Here is a 14,220-nt window from a genome sequence, read left to right on the forward strand (position 1 = left end):
CGGTCAGTCGTCGAGGTCGTCGACGACGTGCCGCAGGTACCGGCGCGGGGCGTCGAGGAAGCCGCGGTGGTGCGCCACGAGGTCGAGCTCGTCCCACGTGCTCGGCCGGATGCCGTGCTCGCCGAGCTCGAGCAGGTGCGCGCCGGGGATGGCCGCGAGCACGGGCGAGTGCGTCGCGAGGACGACCTGCGTGCGCGGCCGGCGGGCCATCTCGGTCAGCTCGGCGACGAGGTGCAGCTGCGCCGAGAACGACAGCCCGGCCTCCGGCTCGTCCATCACGAAGAGGCCCTCGCCGCGGAAGCGCCGCGTGCCGAGCAGCGCGACGAAGGACTCGCCGTGCGAGAGGCCGTGGAAGAGCGGGTCACGGCTCCACGGTGAGTCCGCGCGCGAGGTGTCGAGGTAGGTGAAGAGGCCGTGCATCGTCTCGGCCCGCACGAAGTAGCCCCAGCGCGGCGCCCCGGGGTCGCGGACGACGCGCAGCCACTCGTGCAGCGGCGACTCGCTCGCGTGGGTGCGGTGCGCGGCGCCGGTCGAGCCGCCCTCGGCGTTCATCCCGACGGCCATCGCGAGCGCCTCGACGAGCGTCGACTTGCCGGAGCCGTTCTCGCCGACGAGCACCGTGCAGCGGGCGAGGTCGACGCCGTGCGCGAGGACGTGCTCGACCGCGGGCACGGTGCGCGGCCAGACGTCGGGCGGCGGGAGCTCGACGGGGTCGGCGTGCTCGAGCCGGCGCGCGGGCAGCCCCTCCTCCCAGCTCCCGTGCCTCGCCACGCGGGCGACGCTACCGACGCGCCCCGACATCCGGACCTCGCCGCGGCGGCGGTCGCTGGGCGGGCAGGGGGCGGACCGGCCCTCGCGGGTCAGTAGGCTTGTCCTCCGTGACCGAGAACCCCACCACCGCCCTTCCCGAGGCCGAGCTGCCCGAGCAGATGCGGGTCCGGCGCGAGAAGCGCGACCGGCTGATCGCCGAGGGCGGCCAGGCCTACCCCGTCGCGGTCCCGCGCACGCACTCGCTCGCCGAGGTCCGCGAGCAGTGGGCGCACCTCGAGACCGGCGAGGAGACCCAGGACGTCGTCGCCGTCGCCGGCCGCGTCGTCTTCGTCCGCACCACCGGCAAGCTCGCCTTCGCGACGCTCCAGGAGGGCGTGGGCACCCGCCTCCAGGTGATGCTCAGCCTCGCCGAGGTGGGGCAGGAGGCGCTCGACGCCTTCAAGCGCGACGCCGACCTCGGCGACCACGTGTGGGTCGAGGGCAGGGTCATCTCCAGCCGCCGCGGCGAGCTGTCGGTGATGGCGACCCGCTGGGGCGTCGCGAGCAAGGCGCTGCGCCCGCTGCCGACCCTCCACAAGGAGCTCTCGGAGGAGTCGCGGGTCCGCCAGCGCTACGCCGACCTCGTCGTGCGCCAGGAGGCCCGCGACATGGTGCGCACCAAGGCCGCCGCGCTGCGCGCCGTCCGCTCCGTGCTCGACGGCCAGGGCTACCTCGAGGTCGAGACGCCGGTGCTCCAGCTGGTCCACGGTGGGGCCGCGGCCCGGCCGTTCCGGACGCACCTCAACGCGTTCGACCAGGAGATGGTCCTGCGCATCGCCCTCGAGCTCAACCTCAAGAAGGCCGTCGTCGGCGGGGTCGACCGCGTCTACGAGATGGGCCGCATCTTCCGCAACGAGGGCGTCGACGCGACGCACTCCCCCGAGTTCACGATGCTCGAGGCCTACCAGGCATGGGGCGACCAGCGCTCCATCGCCGGCCTCATGCGCGACCTCTACCTCGGCGTCGCCGACGCGCTCGGGTCGCGGCAGGTCGAGACGCCCGCGGGCACGGTCGACCTCGACGGCGAGTGGCGCTGGCTGCCCGTCTACGAGGGCGTCAGCGAGGCCGTCGGCGAGGAGGTCACCCAGGAGACCTCGAAGGAGACGCTGCTCGCGCACGCCGAGCGGCACGGCGTCGAGGTCGACCCGGCGCTCGAGAAGGACAAGGTCTTCCTCGAGCTGCTCGGCGAGCTCGTCGAGCCCGGCCTGCTCCAGCCGACCTTCCTCTGCGACTACCCCGCCATCGCGCAGCCGCTCGCGCGGCCGCACCGCGACACCCCTGGGCTCATCGAGGCGTGGGACCTCATCATCGCCGGCGTCGAGCGCGGCACCGGGTTCTCCGAGCTCGTCGACCCCGTCGTCCAGCGCGAGGTCCTCACCGCCCAGTCGCTGCGGGCGGCCGGCGGCGACCCCGAGGCGATGCAGCTCGACGAGGACTTCCTGCGCGCGCTCGAGTACGGCGCCCCGCCGATGGGCGGCCTGGGCCTGGGCGTGGACCGGCTCATCATGCTGTTCACCGGCGCGAACATCCGCGAGACCATCCTCTTTCCGCACCTGAAGCCGGAGGCCTGATTCCGATGGGTTCGATCGTCCCTTATCTCGTCGCGATCATCCCGACGATCGTCGTGGCGGCGTTTTTCTACGTCATCGTCAAACGCATCATGGAGGCCGACCGCAACGAGCGCCTGGCCCAGAGCAAGTTCGAGGCCGAGCAGGACCGGCAGGCGGCCCGCGAGGCGTCCGCCGAGCACGGAACGACGACGGGAAACGACGAAAAGACCGACTGAGGAATGTCTCGGACTTTCCTTTCCTTTACCTGCGCTTTACCCTGTGGGAGAGACGCCGCGCACCTTTGTGCGGCATGCTCGGACCACCCCTGACATTCCCTTCTGCATTCGGAGGCACGACACCATGGCCAAAAAGGTCCAGGTCCTTCTCGTCGACGACGTCGACAAGGAGTCCCCTGCCGACGAGACGGTCACCTTCGCCCTCGACGGCGTCAGCTACGAGATCGACCTCACCAGCGACAACGCGAGCAAGCTGCGCGACGCGATGGCGGTGTGGATCGGCCACGCCGAGCGCACCGGCGGGCGGCGCAGCGCCTCCCGCGGCGCGGCCAAGAACAGCGGCGGCAGCAAGCGCGACGTCTCGGCGATCCGCGAGTGGGCGCGCAGCAACGGCTACGACGTCAGCGAGCGCGGCCGTATCTCGGGCGAGGTCCAGGAGGCCTACGACAAGGCGAACTCCTGAGCCACGGCTCGCCCGACGCAGCGGCGGCACCCGACCCGGGTGCCGCCGCTGCGCGCATGTCCGCCCGCCACGCGTGGCTGCGGTTCGTCGTCGGGGGGCCGGCCCTGCCGCACGACCTCGCCGTCGACCCCGACCCGTGGCGCGAGGGGCTGCGGCGGATGCACGCCCGCTGGTACGACGGCGTCGCCCCACCCTCGGTCGCGGCGGTGTTCGTCCTCCAGTGGCTGCTCCAGGTCCCGGCGCACACTGCCGCACACGCTGCCGCGGCCGGGCCCGTGCGAGCGGTCCTCGACGGGCTGACGTTCTCGCTCGCCCCGTCGCTCGTCCCCGACGCGGTACGCCTGGCCGGGCTCGTCGCCGACCCCCGCAAGCTCGAGGCCCGGCTCGACGCCGCCGAAGCCGACTACCGCGCCGTCGCGACCCCGCTCGCGCAGGGCTACCGCAGCCCGGTGCGCCTCGGGCCGCACGCGCGCGCCGCGCTCGTCGACGACATGTGGGCCGCCGCCCGCCGCGAGGCCGAGTCGGCGGCCGGGATGCTCCGGCCCGGCGGCGTGCCTCGCGCGTCGTGCTGCCTCATCTACGCCCTGCCCGGGTGCGTCGAGTGCGCCGGCTGCCCCCGCCTGCGCCGCACCCCCTCCCCCTGACCCGACCCCTCCCCCGCCCCGACCCCCTCACCCCGCCCTCGACCCCCCTCATCGACTTCTTGCGAGTTGAGCCGCTCGACACGCCGTCCGACGGCGCGTCGAGCGGCGGAACTCGCAAGAAGTCGGGGTCGATACCGGCTGGCGGACAGGTCGGCCGAGCGGACCGTCCTCGCGCGGCTGAGTACCGGTGCTCACGCCGGCCCGCGCCGGGCGCCGCCATGCTCGCGCCATGACCACTGCTCTCGCCGCCCTGCCGCGCACCGCCGCCCTCGCCGTCCTCGCCTGGGCGGCCCTCACTCTCGTCGAGCGGCTCTCCGGTCCCACCGTCGGCGCGAACATCGGGGCAGGCCTCGCGGCGATGCTCGCCGTCGCCGTGGCCGCCCTCGTCTGGGGCACGGTCGACGGGCTGCGCGCCCGGGCCGCCGGTCCCGTGCTCGCGCGCTGGGGCGTCGTCGCCGTCCTCGCCGTGCCCGTCTTCACCGCGGCCGGCCAGCTCGGCGCCCCGACCGCGTTCGACTGGGGCCTCTGGGCGACCGAGACCGTCTTCGGCGGCTGGTTCTGGGCGGTGCTCGTCGCCGTGCCGGCCCTGACGGGCGTTGCGGTCGGGTCCGCACTCTCGGGCCGCCGCGCCCCGACCACGCCCACGACCCCCCGCCACCGCCCCGCCTGACCCGACTGGTTGCGAGTTCCGCCGCTCGACACGCTGTCTAGCGGCGTGTCGAGCGGCTCAACTCGCAAGAAGTCGATGGATCAGTGCCGACGTGTTGCCCATCTGCCACCCGCCCCGGACCGGATCGGGCCCTCGGAGGTGGCGGATGGGCAAGAAGTCGGGTCAGGGGAGACGCACCCAGCGGGCGCCGTCCCACCGCCACGTGACGCCGCGCGTGCTCGTCTCCGTCGGCGGCGCGGCCGGGTCCGGCGGACGCGGCACGACGACCGGCCGGTCGTCGTGGACGCCGGCCGCCTCAGCCGCCGCGGCGGGGAGGGCAGCCGTCCCGACGAGGGCGACGGCGGTGGCCGAGGTCAGGGCGCCGACGAGGCGCAGGCCGGTGGAGCGGAACGGTCCGGAGCGGGTCGAGGAGGTCATGGCTCCAGCCTCCGACCGGCCCGGATGACCCCGCTGTCCGTTCCCTGTGCCCCTCCCCTGACCGGCACCCACCCGACTGATTGCGACTTCCGCCGCTCGACACGCGGTCCGGCGGCGTGTCGAGCGGCTCAACTCGCAAGAAGTCGATGGGGTCGGGTCAGGGGAGGTCGGCGAGGAGGTCGCCGTCGCGCTCGACCCGCTCGAGCACCTCTTCGAACATCAGCTGGGCCAGCGTGCCGTCGTCCTCGGCGCCGGCCTCGACCTCGTCCCAGGTGCGCGGCGCCGCGACGTGCGGCAGCTCGCGCCCGCGCAGCGAGTACGGGCTGATGGTCGTCTTCGCCGCGACGTTCTGGCTCCAGTCGAGGAACACCTTGCCCGGGCGCAGCGACTTGGTCATCTTCCACAGCACGAGCTCGGGGTGCTTCTTCGTCATCTCCTGCGCCAGCTGCTGCGCGAGGTCGCGCACCTGGTCGGAGGTCAGGTCGCCGCCGAGCCGCGCGTACAGCTGCATCCCCTTGCTGCCCGAGGTCACCGGGTGCAGCTCGAGGCCGAGCCGCTCCAGCCGGTCGCGCACGAGCAGCGCGACCCGGGCGCACTCGCGCAGGCCGGCCGGCTTGCCGGGGTCGAGGTCGATGACGAGCCGGTCCGGGTGCTCGCGCGCGCCGTCGTCGTCGACCGTCCACTGCGGGACGTGCAGCTCGAGGGAGTTGAGGTTGACGAGATAGGTGAGCTCGGCCATCCCGGGCACGAGGGGGTAGCGGACGTCGTCGACCTGCACGCCGGGCAGCCACGACGGCGCCCCGGACGGCATGTTCTTCTCGAAGAACATCTGGTCCTCGACTCCGTGCGGCCAGCGCACGCGCGTCACCGGTCGGCGCGCGAGGTGCGGCAGCAGCACGCCGGCGACGCGCGCGTAGTAGTCGAGGACCTCGCCCTTGGTCGTCTCGGTGGCGGGGTACATCACCTTGTCGAGGCTGGTCAGCTTCAGCCGCCGCCCGTCGACCTCGACGCGCGTCACCTGCGGGACGTACCGCTCAGCCACCCTCCTCGACCTCCTGCAGCTCGTCGGGCGTGAGGTCGGCGCGCACCCCGAGGAACGTGGGCTGGCGCAGCCGGTGGTCGGGGGTGAGCTGGAGCGTGCGGACCTCGACGACGACCGCCGGCTCGACCCACGTCGTCCCCGAGGCGTCGATGCGGGGCACCTCGTCGGCGAACGGCGACGCGTCGCACTCGTGCCGGCGGACCCGGCGCAGCAGCGCCTCGCCGGCCGACCCCGCGAGCCCGGACCCGACCCGCCCCGCGTACCGCCAGCCACCCTCGCCGTCGGGCAGCCCGACGAGCACCGCCCCCAGCCGGTCCGCCGACGACGCCCCCGACCCCACCTCGGGCCGCCAGCCCCCGACGACGACCGAGTAGGTGCGCCGGTGCGCGACCTTGCGCCAGTCCGGCGAGCGCCGACCGGGCAGGTAACGCGCGTCCCGCCGCTTGCTGACGACCCCCTCGAGCCCCTGCTCGCCGGTGACCCGCAGCAGCACCGCGCCGTCGTCGTGCACCTCGGGCACGCGCCACGCACGCCCGTCGAGCTCGAGCTCCTCGAGCAGCCGCCGCCGCGCCGACCAGGGCTGGCCGGTGAGGTCCTGCCCGAAGAGCCGCAGCAGGTCGAAGACCATGAGCGTCACCGGCCGCGAGCGCGCCAGGCGCTCGGCCTGCGCCCGCTTCGTGACGTGCATCCGCTCGGTCAGCGCGTGGAAGCTCGGCAGCCCCTCGTCGAGGGCGACGACCTCGCCGTCGAGCAGGAGGTCGTCGTAGGTGCCGGCGAGCGCGTCGAGCTCGGGGAAGGCCGCCGTCACGTCGCGCTCGGTCCGCGAGGTCACCGTCACCGACCCGCTGCGGACGTCGACGAGCACCCGCATCCCGTCCCACTTCACCTCGTGCACCCACGCGTCACCGCGCGGCGGGGCCTCCGCGGCGGTCGCGAGCATGGGACGCATGGGCCCATCCTGCCGCCCGCGGGCCCCGGAGCGCCCCGGGCACGGGTTAGCGTCGCGCCATGGAGGCCGCGGGCGCCGGACCCGTCGTGCTCGTCGAGGGCGAGAGCGACGCCGTCGTCGTGCGCACGCTGCTCGCCGGCCGCGGCGTGCCGGCCACCGTCGTCCCGATGGGCGGGGTCACCAACCTCGCCCGCCACCTCGACGGGCTCGGCGGCCCCGGTCCGGGCGTCCTCGCCCTCGTCGACGCCCCCGAGATGCGCTTCGCGGTGGGCGCGCTGCGTCGGCACGGCGTCGTCGCGCGCGACGTCGAGGAGCTCGCCTGGCACGGCGTCTTCGTCTGCGACCGCGACCTCGAGGACGTCCTCATGCGCGCCCTGGGCGCCGATGCCGTCCGCGACGCGCTGGCCTCGATGGCCGAGCTCGGCGCGTTCGAGTCGATGGCCCGGATGCCGTACTGGCGCGGGCGCCCGGTGCTGGAGCAGCTGCACCGGTTCGCGGGCTCGGGGTCGGGACGCAAGGCCCGGCTGGCCGCCCGCCTCGCCGAGCGGCTCGACCCGGATGCCCTGCCGGACCCGCTCGGGGCGCTCGTCGACGCCGTGGCCGCCCGCGCCTGACCGTCGACCCGACCCGCCGCGGGCCCTCCCCCGCGGGCGCCGACCGTCCTAGGCTGGGTGGACGTGCCGGGGGCACCCGGGGCGAGCGACGAGAGGACGGGACCGACGATGCGCGCGATCTGGAAGGGCGCGGTCTCCTTCGGGCTGGTCAACGTGCCGGTGCGGCTCTACTCGGCGACCGAGAACCACGACGTGCAGTTCCGGCAGGTGCACCGCGAGGACGGCGGGCGCATCCGCTACCGGCGCTTCTGCTCGATCGACGGGGAGGAGGTGAGCTACGACGACATCGCCAAGGGCTACGAGACCGAGGACGGCGACATGGTCGTGCTCACGGACGACGACTTCGCCGACCTCCCCTCGCGCTCGAGCAAGGAGATCGGCGTGACGAAGTTCGTCCCCGCCGACCAGATCGACCCGATGTGGCTCGACAAGAGCTACTACCTCGAGCCCGACAAGTCCGCCACCAAGCCGTACGTCCTCCTGCGCGATGCCCTCGAGAGCGAGCAGCGCGTCGCCGTCGTCACCGTCTCGATCCGGACCCGCATGACGATGGCGATCCTGCGCGTCCGCGACGGCGTCATCGTCATGCAGACGATGCTCTGGCCCGACGAGGTGCGCGCTGCCGACTTCGCCGCCGTCGACGAGCAGCACGCCACCCGCCAGGAGATGGACATGGCGAAGATGCTCATCGACCAGCTCGCCGGCGACTACGACCCGGCCGAGTACGAGGACGACTACGCGCTCGCGGTCAAGGAGCTCGTCCGGGCCAAGGTCGAGGGCGGCGAGGTGCGGGTCTCCGCGCCCGAGGAGGAGGAGTCCGGCGAGGTCGTCGACCTGCTCGCCGCGCTGTCGCGCTCGGTCGAGCGGGCCAAGGCCTCCCGCGGCGAGGCGCCGTCGTCCGGCGGGGGCCAGGGCTCGACGGCGGCGAAGAGCTCGTCCGGCTCGTCCGGGAGCACGAAGAAGGCCGCGCCGAAGAAGTCCTCGACGACGAAGAAGGCGGCGTCGAAGAAGTCCACCGCCACGAAGAAGTCCACGACGAAGACGGCGAAGAAGGCCGAGAAGAAGGCCAGCTGACCCGCACCGGACGGTCCGCCACGCCGCCGCGCGCCTACGATCGGGTGCGGCGCCGCAGCGCCGTGCCGCCCCGGGCGACGACGGAGGGACCGATGACGAGCACGCTGCGCCGCGCCGTGGCCGGCTCCGTCGTGTCCGCCCTCGTCGCGCTCTCGCTCGTCGTCGCGGCCCCGGTCGGCCCCGCCGCGGCGGCCGAGGAGGGGCTCGCGGTGTCGGCCGTCAGCCGCTACCGGCTCGACCCGGCGGCCGACCTCGTCCGCGCCACGATGACCCTCGACCTGCGCAACACGAGCAAGGACACGAAGGCCGACGGCGGCGTCTACGCCTACTTCTTCGACGCCTACACCGTCCCGATCCCGGCCGGCGCCACCGACGTCCGCGCGTCGACCGGGGGCAGCCGGCTGTCCGTCCGGACCTCGGGCACCGACGACCCGAGCACCCAGACGGTGCGCATCGGCTTCCCGGCCCTGCGCTACGACCAGCAGCGCCGGATCGTCCTGGAGTTCGACGTCCCCGGGGCGCCGCCGCGCTCGGCCAACAGCACGCGGGTCGGCCCCGGCTACGCCACGTTCGTCGCCTACGGCCCGGGCGACGAGGGCCGCAACCGCGTCGAGGTGATCGCCCCGTCGGGGATGTCGTTCGCGAGCACCGTCGACGGCTTCGACACGGCGCGCTCCGGTGGTACGGCGACGTACACCGCGACGGAGAACACCTTCGAGGGCGGTCTCTGGGCGACCGTGTCGCTGCGCGACCCCGCCCAGGTCACGGAGCGCGCGGTCGACGTCGGCGACCTCTCGCTCACGCTGTCGGCCTTCCCCGACGACGAGCAGTGGTCGCGCTTCGTCGCCGGCCGGGTCGAGGAGGGCCTGCCCGTCCTCGAGCGCCTCGTCGACACCCCGTGGCCCGGCGGGCTCCAGCGCATCCGGGAGGATGCCTCTCCGTCGCTGCGCGGCTACGACGGCTGGTTCGACCCGACCGGTGACGAGATCGTCGTCGGGGAGCAGCTCGACGACGACCTGATCTTCCACGAGCTGACCCATGCGTGGGTCTCCGCCGACACCCTCGAGCAGCGCTGGCTCTTCGAGGGGCTCGCCCAGGCCGTCGCCGAGCGCGCCGTCGACGAGACCGGGGGCACGCCGCGCGAGCACCGCTCCGTCGGCTCCGACGACCGCGACGCCGTCCCCCTCAACGAGTGGAGCGGGGACGCCGGCAGCCGCTCCGCCGACGTCGACGCCTACGCCTACCCCGCCTCCTACCGCGTGATGCACACGCTGCTCGCGGACACGACGGACGCCGAGTTCGCCGCCGTGGTCGGCGCCGCCGTGCGCGGCGAGCGGGCGTACGACCCCCCGGGCCTCGTGACCCCGAGCGGCGGGCGCACGTCGTGGCAGGACTGGCTCGACCTCGTCGAGGACCGGGCCGGGGTCGAGGGCGCGCCCGAGCTGCTCTCGACCTGGGTGCTCACGAAGGAGCAGCGCGCGCTCCTCGCGCCCCGCGAGCGCGAGCGCACGGCCTACCGAGCGCTGGACCGCGCCGACGGCCCGTGGCTGCCGCCCGAGGGGCTGCGCGACGCGATGACCGTCTGGGACTTCGACCGGGCCCGCCAGGTGCGCGAGGCGGTCGCCCCGCTCGGCCCCGACGTGGCCGCCGTGCAGCAGGCCTCGGCCCGCACCGGGCTCGCCGTCCCGCCGAGCGTGCGCGAGGCCTACGAGCAGGCGGCCCTGGACCCCGACTACCGCGAGCTCGCGTCCACGCTGCCCGCGACGGCCACGGCCCTGCGCGCGGTCGGGTCCGCCCGCGACACCGCCGCCCGCGAGCGCGACCCCCTCTCGGACGTCGGGACGACGCTGCTCGGCGTGCGGGAGCGAGCCGACGCGGCGCGCACCTCCCTCGCCGACGGCGAGGTCGGCCGGGCCACCACCCTCGCCCGCGAGAGCACCGAGCGGGCCGGGTGGGCCCTCCCGCTCGGGCTGGGCCTCCTCCTGCTCGGGGTCGTGCTCGTCGTGGGCACGACGACCGTGGTCGTCGTCGCGGTCCGCCGGCGACCCCAGGGGCGGCACGCCCACGCGCTCCCCGAGCGCAGCGTCGACCCCGCGCTGGACCCTTCCTCCGGTCGCTGAGCCGCCCGGCGGCCCGCGCCGCCAGCGGCGGGGTCAGAGGACGCGGAGCATCCGGGTGTTGCCGAGCGTGTTCGGCTTGACCCGCTCGAGGTCGAGGAACTCGGCGACGCCCTCGTCGTAGGAGCGCAGGAGCTCGGCGTAGACGGCCGGCTCGACGGCTTGGCCCTCGATGGCCTCGAAGCCGTGCCGCGCGAAGAAGGCGGTCTCGAAGGTCAGGCAGAACAGCCGCGACAGGCCGAGCTCGTGGGCCCGCTCGACGAGCCGCGTCATCAGGGCGCTGCCGACCCCGAGCCCGAGGACCGAGCGGTCGACGGCGAGGGTGCGGACCTCCCCGAGGTCCTCCCACAGGACGTGCAGGGCCCCGCAGCCGACGACCCGCGGCGACGTCGCGTCGGCGCCGTCGGTCTCGGCGACGACGAAGTCCGCCACCGACTCGTAGTAGGCGACGGCCTCTTTCTGCAGCAGCACCCGAGCCTCGGCGAGCGGGGCGACGAGCGAGCGGATGGCGCGGACGTCGGCGGTGCGGGCGGGCCGGACGCGCACGCCGGTGCGGGACGTGGCGACGGCGTCGGGCGCAGCGTCGGAGGAGGCCATCCCGGCAGCGTAGCCGCGGCTCGCCGGCGGGTGGCGGCGGTGTCCGGACAGGGGCACGGCCCGCCACCGCAGGGGTGGTGGCGGGCCGCTGCAAGGGCCCCGGAGGTCCTTGCTGCGCTCAAGTCTGCACAATCCGTCCATCCAGTGGGGTAAAGACCGGGTAAGGATTTCGCGGCGCGAACCCCGTTTTCGACGGAATCCGTGGGTCCAGCGGCGACATGACCGGTCGCGCGATGTCCCCCGGACACACCGAGGGCGCCCGACCGTGTGGTCGGGCGCCCTCGGGGAGCGGCTCGGTCAGCCCTCGGCGGCCTCGGCCGCGACGACCGGGAGCTCGATGCCCCGGCTGTGCGCCGTGCCCTGGAAGGTGAACGTGTCGTCCTTGGTCTCGCCGGTCGCGTCGACCGCGACGATCTCGCCGGACTTCAGCTCGTTGAAGAGGATCTTCTCCGAGAGGATGTCCTCGATCTCGCGCTGGATCGTGCGACGCAGCGGACGCGCACCGAGCACCGGGTCGTAGCCCTTGGTGGCGAGGAGGTTCTTCGCCGCCGGGGTGAGCTCGATGCCCATGTCCTTGTCCTTGAGCCGCTTGTCCAGCTTGGCGATCTCGAGGTCGACGATCTGGACGATCTCGGCCTGCGAGAGCTGCGGGAAGACGATCGTGTCGTCGACGCGGTTGAGGAACTCAGGACGGAAGTGCTGCTTGAGCTCGTCCTGGACCTTGGCCTTCATCCGCTCGTAGTCCGAGCGGGTGTCGGGCCCGGCGGAGAAGCCGAGCGTGCCCTTGGAGATGTCCCGGGTGCCGAGGTTGGTCGTCATGATGATGACCGTGTTCTTGAAGTCGACCATCCGACCCTGGGAGTCGGTGAGGCGGCCGTCCTCGAGCACCTGCAGGAGGCTGTTGAAGATCTCCGGGTGGGCCTTCTCGACCTCGTCGAAGAGGACGACGGAGAACGGCTTGCGGCGCACCTTCTCGGTGAGCTGACCGCCCTCCTCGTACCCGACGTAGCCGGGGGGCGAGCCGAAGAGGCGCGAGACGGTGTGCTTCTCGCTGTACTCCGACATGTCGAGCTGGATGAGGCTGTCCTCGTCGCCGAACAGGAACTCCGCGAGCGTCTTGGCCAGCTCGGTCTTCCCGACGCCGGTCGGGCCGGCGAAGATGAACGAGCCGCCGGGGCGACGCGGGTCCTTGAGGCCGGCCCGCGTGCGGCGGATGGCCTGCGAGAGCGACTTGATGGCCTCGTCCATGCCGACGACGCGCTTGTGCAGCTCGTCCTCCATGTGGAGCAGGCGGCTGGACTCCTCCTCGGTCAGCTTGAAGACCGGGATGCCCGTCGACGCGGCGAGGACCTCGGCGATGAGCTCCTCGTCGACCTCGGCGATGACGTCCATGTCGCCGGACTTCCACTCGGCCTCGCGCCGCGCCTTCTCGTTGCGCAGGTTCTTCTCGTCGTCGCGCAGGCGCGCGGCCTTCTCGAAGTCTTGGCCGTCGATGGCCGACTCCTTCTCGCGCACGACGGCGGCGATCTTCTCGTCGAACTCGCGCAGGTCCGGCGGCGCGGTCATCCGGCGGATGCGCAAGCGCGCGCCCGCCTCATCGATGAGGTCGATCGCCTTGTCCGGGAGGAAGCGGTCGTTGACGTAGCGGTCGGCCATGTTCGCCGCTGCGACGAGCGCGCCGTCGGTGATGGACACCCGGTGGTGCGCCTCGTACCGGTCGCGCAGGCCCTTGAGGATCTCGATGGCGTGCGCGAGGGTCGGCTCGGCGACCTGGATCGGCTGGAAGCGGCGCTCGAGGGCGGCGTCTTTTTCGATGTGCTTGCGGTACTCGTCGAGCGTCGTCGCCCCGATGACCTGCAGCTCGCCGCGGGCCAGCATCGGCTTGAGGATGGAGGCCGCGTCGATGGCGCCCTCGGCCGCCCCGGCCCCGACGAGGGTGTGGATCTCGTCGATGAACAGGACGATGTCGCCGCGGGTGCGGATCTCCTTGAGGACCTTCTTCAGCCGCTCCTCGAAGTCACCGCGGTAGCGGCTGCCGGCGACGAGCGCGCCGAGGTCGAGCGTGTAGAGCTGCTTGTCCTTGAGCGTCTCGGGCACCTCACCCTTGACGATGTCCTGCGCGAGGCCCTCGACGACCGCGGTCTTGCCGACGCCGGGCTCACCGATGAGCACCGGGTTGTTCTTGGTGCGGCGGGAGAGCACCTGCATGACCCGCTCGATCTCCTTCTCGCGCCCGATGACCGGGTCGAGCTTGCCCTCGCGCGCGGCCTGCGTGAGGTTGCGGCCGAACTGGTCGAGGACGAGGGAGCCCGCGGGGGTGCCCTCGGCGGGACCGCCCTGGGTGCCGCCGGCGCCCTGGGCCGCGCCCTCCTTGCCACCCTGGTAGCCCGAGATGAGCTGGATGACCTGCTGGCGCACGCGCGAGAGGTCGGCGCCGAGCTTGACGAGCACCTGGGCCGCGACGCCCTCGCCCTCACGGATGAGGCCGAGGAGGATGTGCTCGGTGCCGATGTAGTTGTGGCCGAGCTGGAGCGCCTCGCGCAGGCTCAGCTCGAGGACCTTCTTCGCGCGCGGCGTGAACGGGATGTGACCGGTCGGGGCCTGCTGGCCCTGGCCGATGATCTCCTGCACCTGCTCGCGCACCGCCTCGAGGCTGATGCCGAGGCTCTCCAGGGCCTTGCTCGCGACACCCTCACCCTCGTGGATGAGGCCGAGGAGGATGTGCTCGGTCCCGATGTAGTTGTGGTTGAGACCGCGCGCCTCCTCCTGGGCGAGCACGACGACGCGCCGGGCGCGGTCGGTGAACCGTTCGAACATGGTGCTTCTCCTGACGTCGAGTCCCCTCGATGCTAGTCGCGCTGCCTGTCGGTGGCGCCCCCGTTCCTCACGGAGGGGGGTGCGCGTCTACGAGGTGGTCAACGTCGTGAGCACGCAGGCCTGTTCCGCGTTCGCCCACGGCGTAGCGCCGGCCGGCCTCGGTGCCCCGCACCACCCGCCCCACGCGTCTCCACATTTCGGGGTCACCCCGAAATGTCCA

At 73.4% G+C, this 14,220-nt stretch carries 14 protein-coding genes; 8 read left to right on the forward strand and 6 right to left on the reverse strand.

The annotated features are described in order from the left end of the window. Positions 1-3: 3 nt before the first annotated feature. Positions 4-771 (reverse strand): AAA family ATPase, encoded by a 768-nt coding sequence (locus LG324_RS00910; RefSeq protein ID WP_242525681.1) that lies wholly within the window; start codon positions 769-771, stop codon positions 4-6. A 158-nt stretch (positions 772-929) separates the two neighbouring features. On the opposite strand from LG324_RS00910, the gene lysS reads away from it, so the two are divergent. The 5 genes from lysS to LG324_RS00935 all read left to right on the forward strand — a co-directional run bounded on the left by lysS (position 930) and on the right by LG324_RS00935 (position 4,373). Continuing rightward, complete coding sequence (gene lysS, locus LG324_RS00915; protein WP_084696547.1) at positions 930-2,381, forward strand: lysine--tRNA ligase; 1,452 nt, start codon at positions 930-932, stop codon at positions 2,379-2,381. 5 nt (positions 2,382-2,386) lie between these two features. Continuing rightward, positions 2,387-2,596, forward strand: a complete 210-nt coding sequence (locus tag LG324_RS00920) for a hypothetical protein (protein WP_404350953.1) — start codon at positions 2,387-2,389, stop codon at positions 2,594-2,596. Between the two features lie 124 nt (positions 2,597-2,720). Beyond that, complete coding sequence (locus LG324_RS00925; protein ID WP_404350955.1) at positions 2,721-3,059, forward strand: Lsr2 family protein; 339 nt, start codon at positions 2,721-2,723, stop codon at positions 3,057-3,059. 56 nt (positions 3,060-3,115) lie between these two features. Then, positions 3,116-3,703 carry a (2Fe-2S)-binding protein gene (locus LG324_RS00930; RefSeq protein ID WP_404350957.1) on the forward strand — a complete coding sequence of 196 codons (588 nt, stop codon included), beginning with the start codon at positions 3,116-3,118 and terminating at the stop codon, positions 3,701-3,703. A gap of 229 nt (positions 3,704-3,932) precedes the next feature. Beyond that, a complete protein-coding gene (locus tag LG324_RS00935) occupies positions 3,933-4,373 on the forward strand; it encodes a hypothetical protein (protein WP_404350959.1) in 441 nt (146 codons plus the stop codon). Positions 4,374-4,535: 162 nt separating this feature from the next. Here the strand turns inward: LG324_RS00935 and LG324_RS00940 are convergent, their stop codons facing one another. The 3 genes from LG324_RS00940 to ligD (LG324_RS00950) all read right to left on the reverse strand — a co-directional run bounded on the left by LG324_RS00940 (position 4,536) and on the right by ligD (LG324_RS00950) (position 6,781). Then, positions 4,536-4,790 carry a hypothetical protein gene (locus LG324_RS00940; protein ID WP_404350961.1) on the reverse strand — a complete coding sequence of 85 codons (255 nt, stop codon included), beginning with the start codon at positions 4,788-4,790 and terminating at the stop codon, positions 4,536-4,538. A 157-nt stretch (positions 4,791-4,947) separates the two neighbouring features. Further along, positions 4,948-5,832: a non-homologous end-joining DNA ligase gene (ligD, locus tag LG324_RS00945; RefSeq protein WP_404350963.1), complete on the reverse strand. Its 885-nt coding sequence runs from the start codon at positions 5,830-5,832 to the stop codon at positions 4,948-4,950. Beyond that, on the reverse strand, positions 5,825-6,781 hold the full coding sequence (gene ligD, locus LG324_RS00950; protein WP_030526162.1) for a non-homologous end-joining DNA ligase: 957 nt from the start codon (positions 6,779-6,781) through the stop codon (positions 5,825-5,827). Before ligD (LG324_RS00950) ends, ligD (LG324_RS00945) begins: the two co-directional genes overlap by 8 nt. 59 nt (positions 6,782-6,840) lie before the next feature. On the opposite strand from ligD (LG324_RS00950), the gene LG324_RS00955 reads away from it, so the two are divergent. The 3 genes from LG324_RS00955 to LG324_RS00965 all read left to right on the forward strand — a co-directional run bounded on the left by LG324_RS00955 (position 6,841) and on the right by LG324_RS00965 (position 10,589). Then, positions 6,841-7,395, forward strand: coding sequence for a hypothetical protein (locus LG324_RS00955; protein ID WP_404350965.1), 555 nt, complete (start codon positions 6,841-6,843; stop codon positions 7,393-7,395). Positions 7,396-7,503: 108 nt separating this feature from the next. Beyond that, positions 7,504-8,469, forward strand: a complete 966-nt coding sequence (locus LG324_RS00960; protein ID WP_404350967.1) for a Ku protein — start codon at positions 7,504-7,506, stop codon at positions 8,467-8,469. Between the two features lie 92 nt (positions 8,470-8,561). After that, on the forward strand, positions 8,562-10,589 hold the full coding sequence (locus LG324_RS00965) for a hypothetical protein (RefSeq protein WP_404350969.1): 2,028 nt from the start codon (positions 8,562-8,564) through the stop codon (positions 10,587-10,589). Positions 10,590-10,622: 33 nt separating this feature from the next. Here LG324_RS00965 and LG324_RS00970 read toward each other — a convergent pair whose 3' ends face one another. Together LG324_RS00970 and LG324_RS00975 are read right to left on the reverse strand one after the other, a co-directional pair. Then, positions 10,623-11,183 carry an amino-acid N-acetyltransferase gene (locus tag LG324_RS00970; RefSeq protein ID WP_404350971.1) on the reverse strand — a complete coding sequence of 187 codons (561 nt, stop codon included), beginning with the start codon at positions 11,181-11,183 and terminating at the stop codon, positions 10,623-10,625. A 297-nt stretch (positions 11,184-11,480) separates the two neighbouring features. Beyond that, positions 11,481-14,000: an ATP-dependent Clp protease ATP-binding subunit gene (locus LG324_RS00975; protein ID WP_030526158.1), complete on the reverse strand. Its 2,520-nt coding sequence runs from the start codon at positions 13,998-14,000 to the stop codon at positions 11,481-11,483. Positions 14,001-14,220: the final 220 nt, after the last annotated feature.

Source organism: Phycicoccus jejuensis (genome assembly GCF_044797865.1).
Classification (GTDB): Bacteria; Actinomycetota; Actinomycetes; order Actinomycetales; family Dermatophilaceae; genus Phycicoccus; species Phycicoccus jejuensis.

What these genes read in the sequence shown, in the direction of transcription:
- lysS (WP_084696547.1), top strand. Translation starts at nt 930, where the DNA reads ATGCGGGTCCGGCGCGAGAAGCGCGACCGGCTGATCGCCGAGGGCGGC.
- LG324_RS00920 (WP_404350953.1), top strand. Translation starts at nt 2,387, where the DNA reads ATGGGTTCGATCGTCCCTTATCTCGTCGCGATCATCCCGACGATCGTC.
- LG324_RS00925 (WP_404350955.1), top strand. Translation starts at nt 2,721, where the DNA reads ATGGCCAAAAAGGTCCAGGTCCTTCTCGTCGACGACGTCGACAAGGAG.
- LG324_RS00930 (WP_404350957.1), top strand. Translation starts at nt 3,116, where the DNA reads ATGTCCGCCCGCCACGCGTGGCTGCGGTTCGTCGTCGGGGGGCCGGCC.
- LG324_RS00935 (WP_404350959.1), top strand. Translation starts at nt 3,933, where the DNA reads ATGACCACTGCTCTCGCCGCCCTGCCGCGCACCGCCGCCCTCGCCGTC.
- LG324_RS00940 (WP_404350961.1), bottom strand. Translation starts at nt 4,790, where the DNA reads ATGACCTCCTCGACCCGCTCCGGACCGTTCCGCTCCACCGGCCTGCGC.
- ligD (WP_030526162.1), bottom strand. Translation starts at nt 6,781, where the DNA reads ATGCGTCCCATGCTCGCGACCGCCGCGGAGGCCCCGCCGCGCGGTGAC.
- LG324_RS00955 (WP_404350965.1), top strand. Translation starts at nt 6,841, where the DNA reads ATGGAGGCCGCGGGCGCCGGACCCGTCGTGCTCGTCGAGGGCGAGAGC.
- LG324_RS00960 (WP_404350967.1), top strand. Translation starts at nt 7,504, where the DNA reads ATGCGCGCGATCTGGAAGGGCGCGGTCTCCTTCGGGCTGGTCAACGTG.
- LG324_RS00965 (WP_404350969.1), top strand. Translation starts at nt 8,562, where the DNA reads ATGACGAGCACGCTGCGCCGCGCCGTGGCCGGCTCCGTCGTGTCCGCC.
- LG324_RS00970 (WP_404350971.1), bottom strand. Translation starts at nt 11,183, where the DNA reads ATGGCCTCCTCCGACGCTGCGCCCGACGCCGTCGCCACGTCCCGCACC.
- LG324_RS00975 (WP_030526158.1), bottom strand. Translation starts at nt 14,000, where the DNA reads ATGTTCGAACGGTTCACCGACCGCGCCCGGCGCGTCGTCGTGCTCGCC.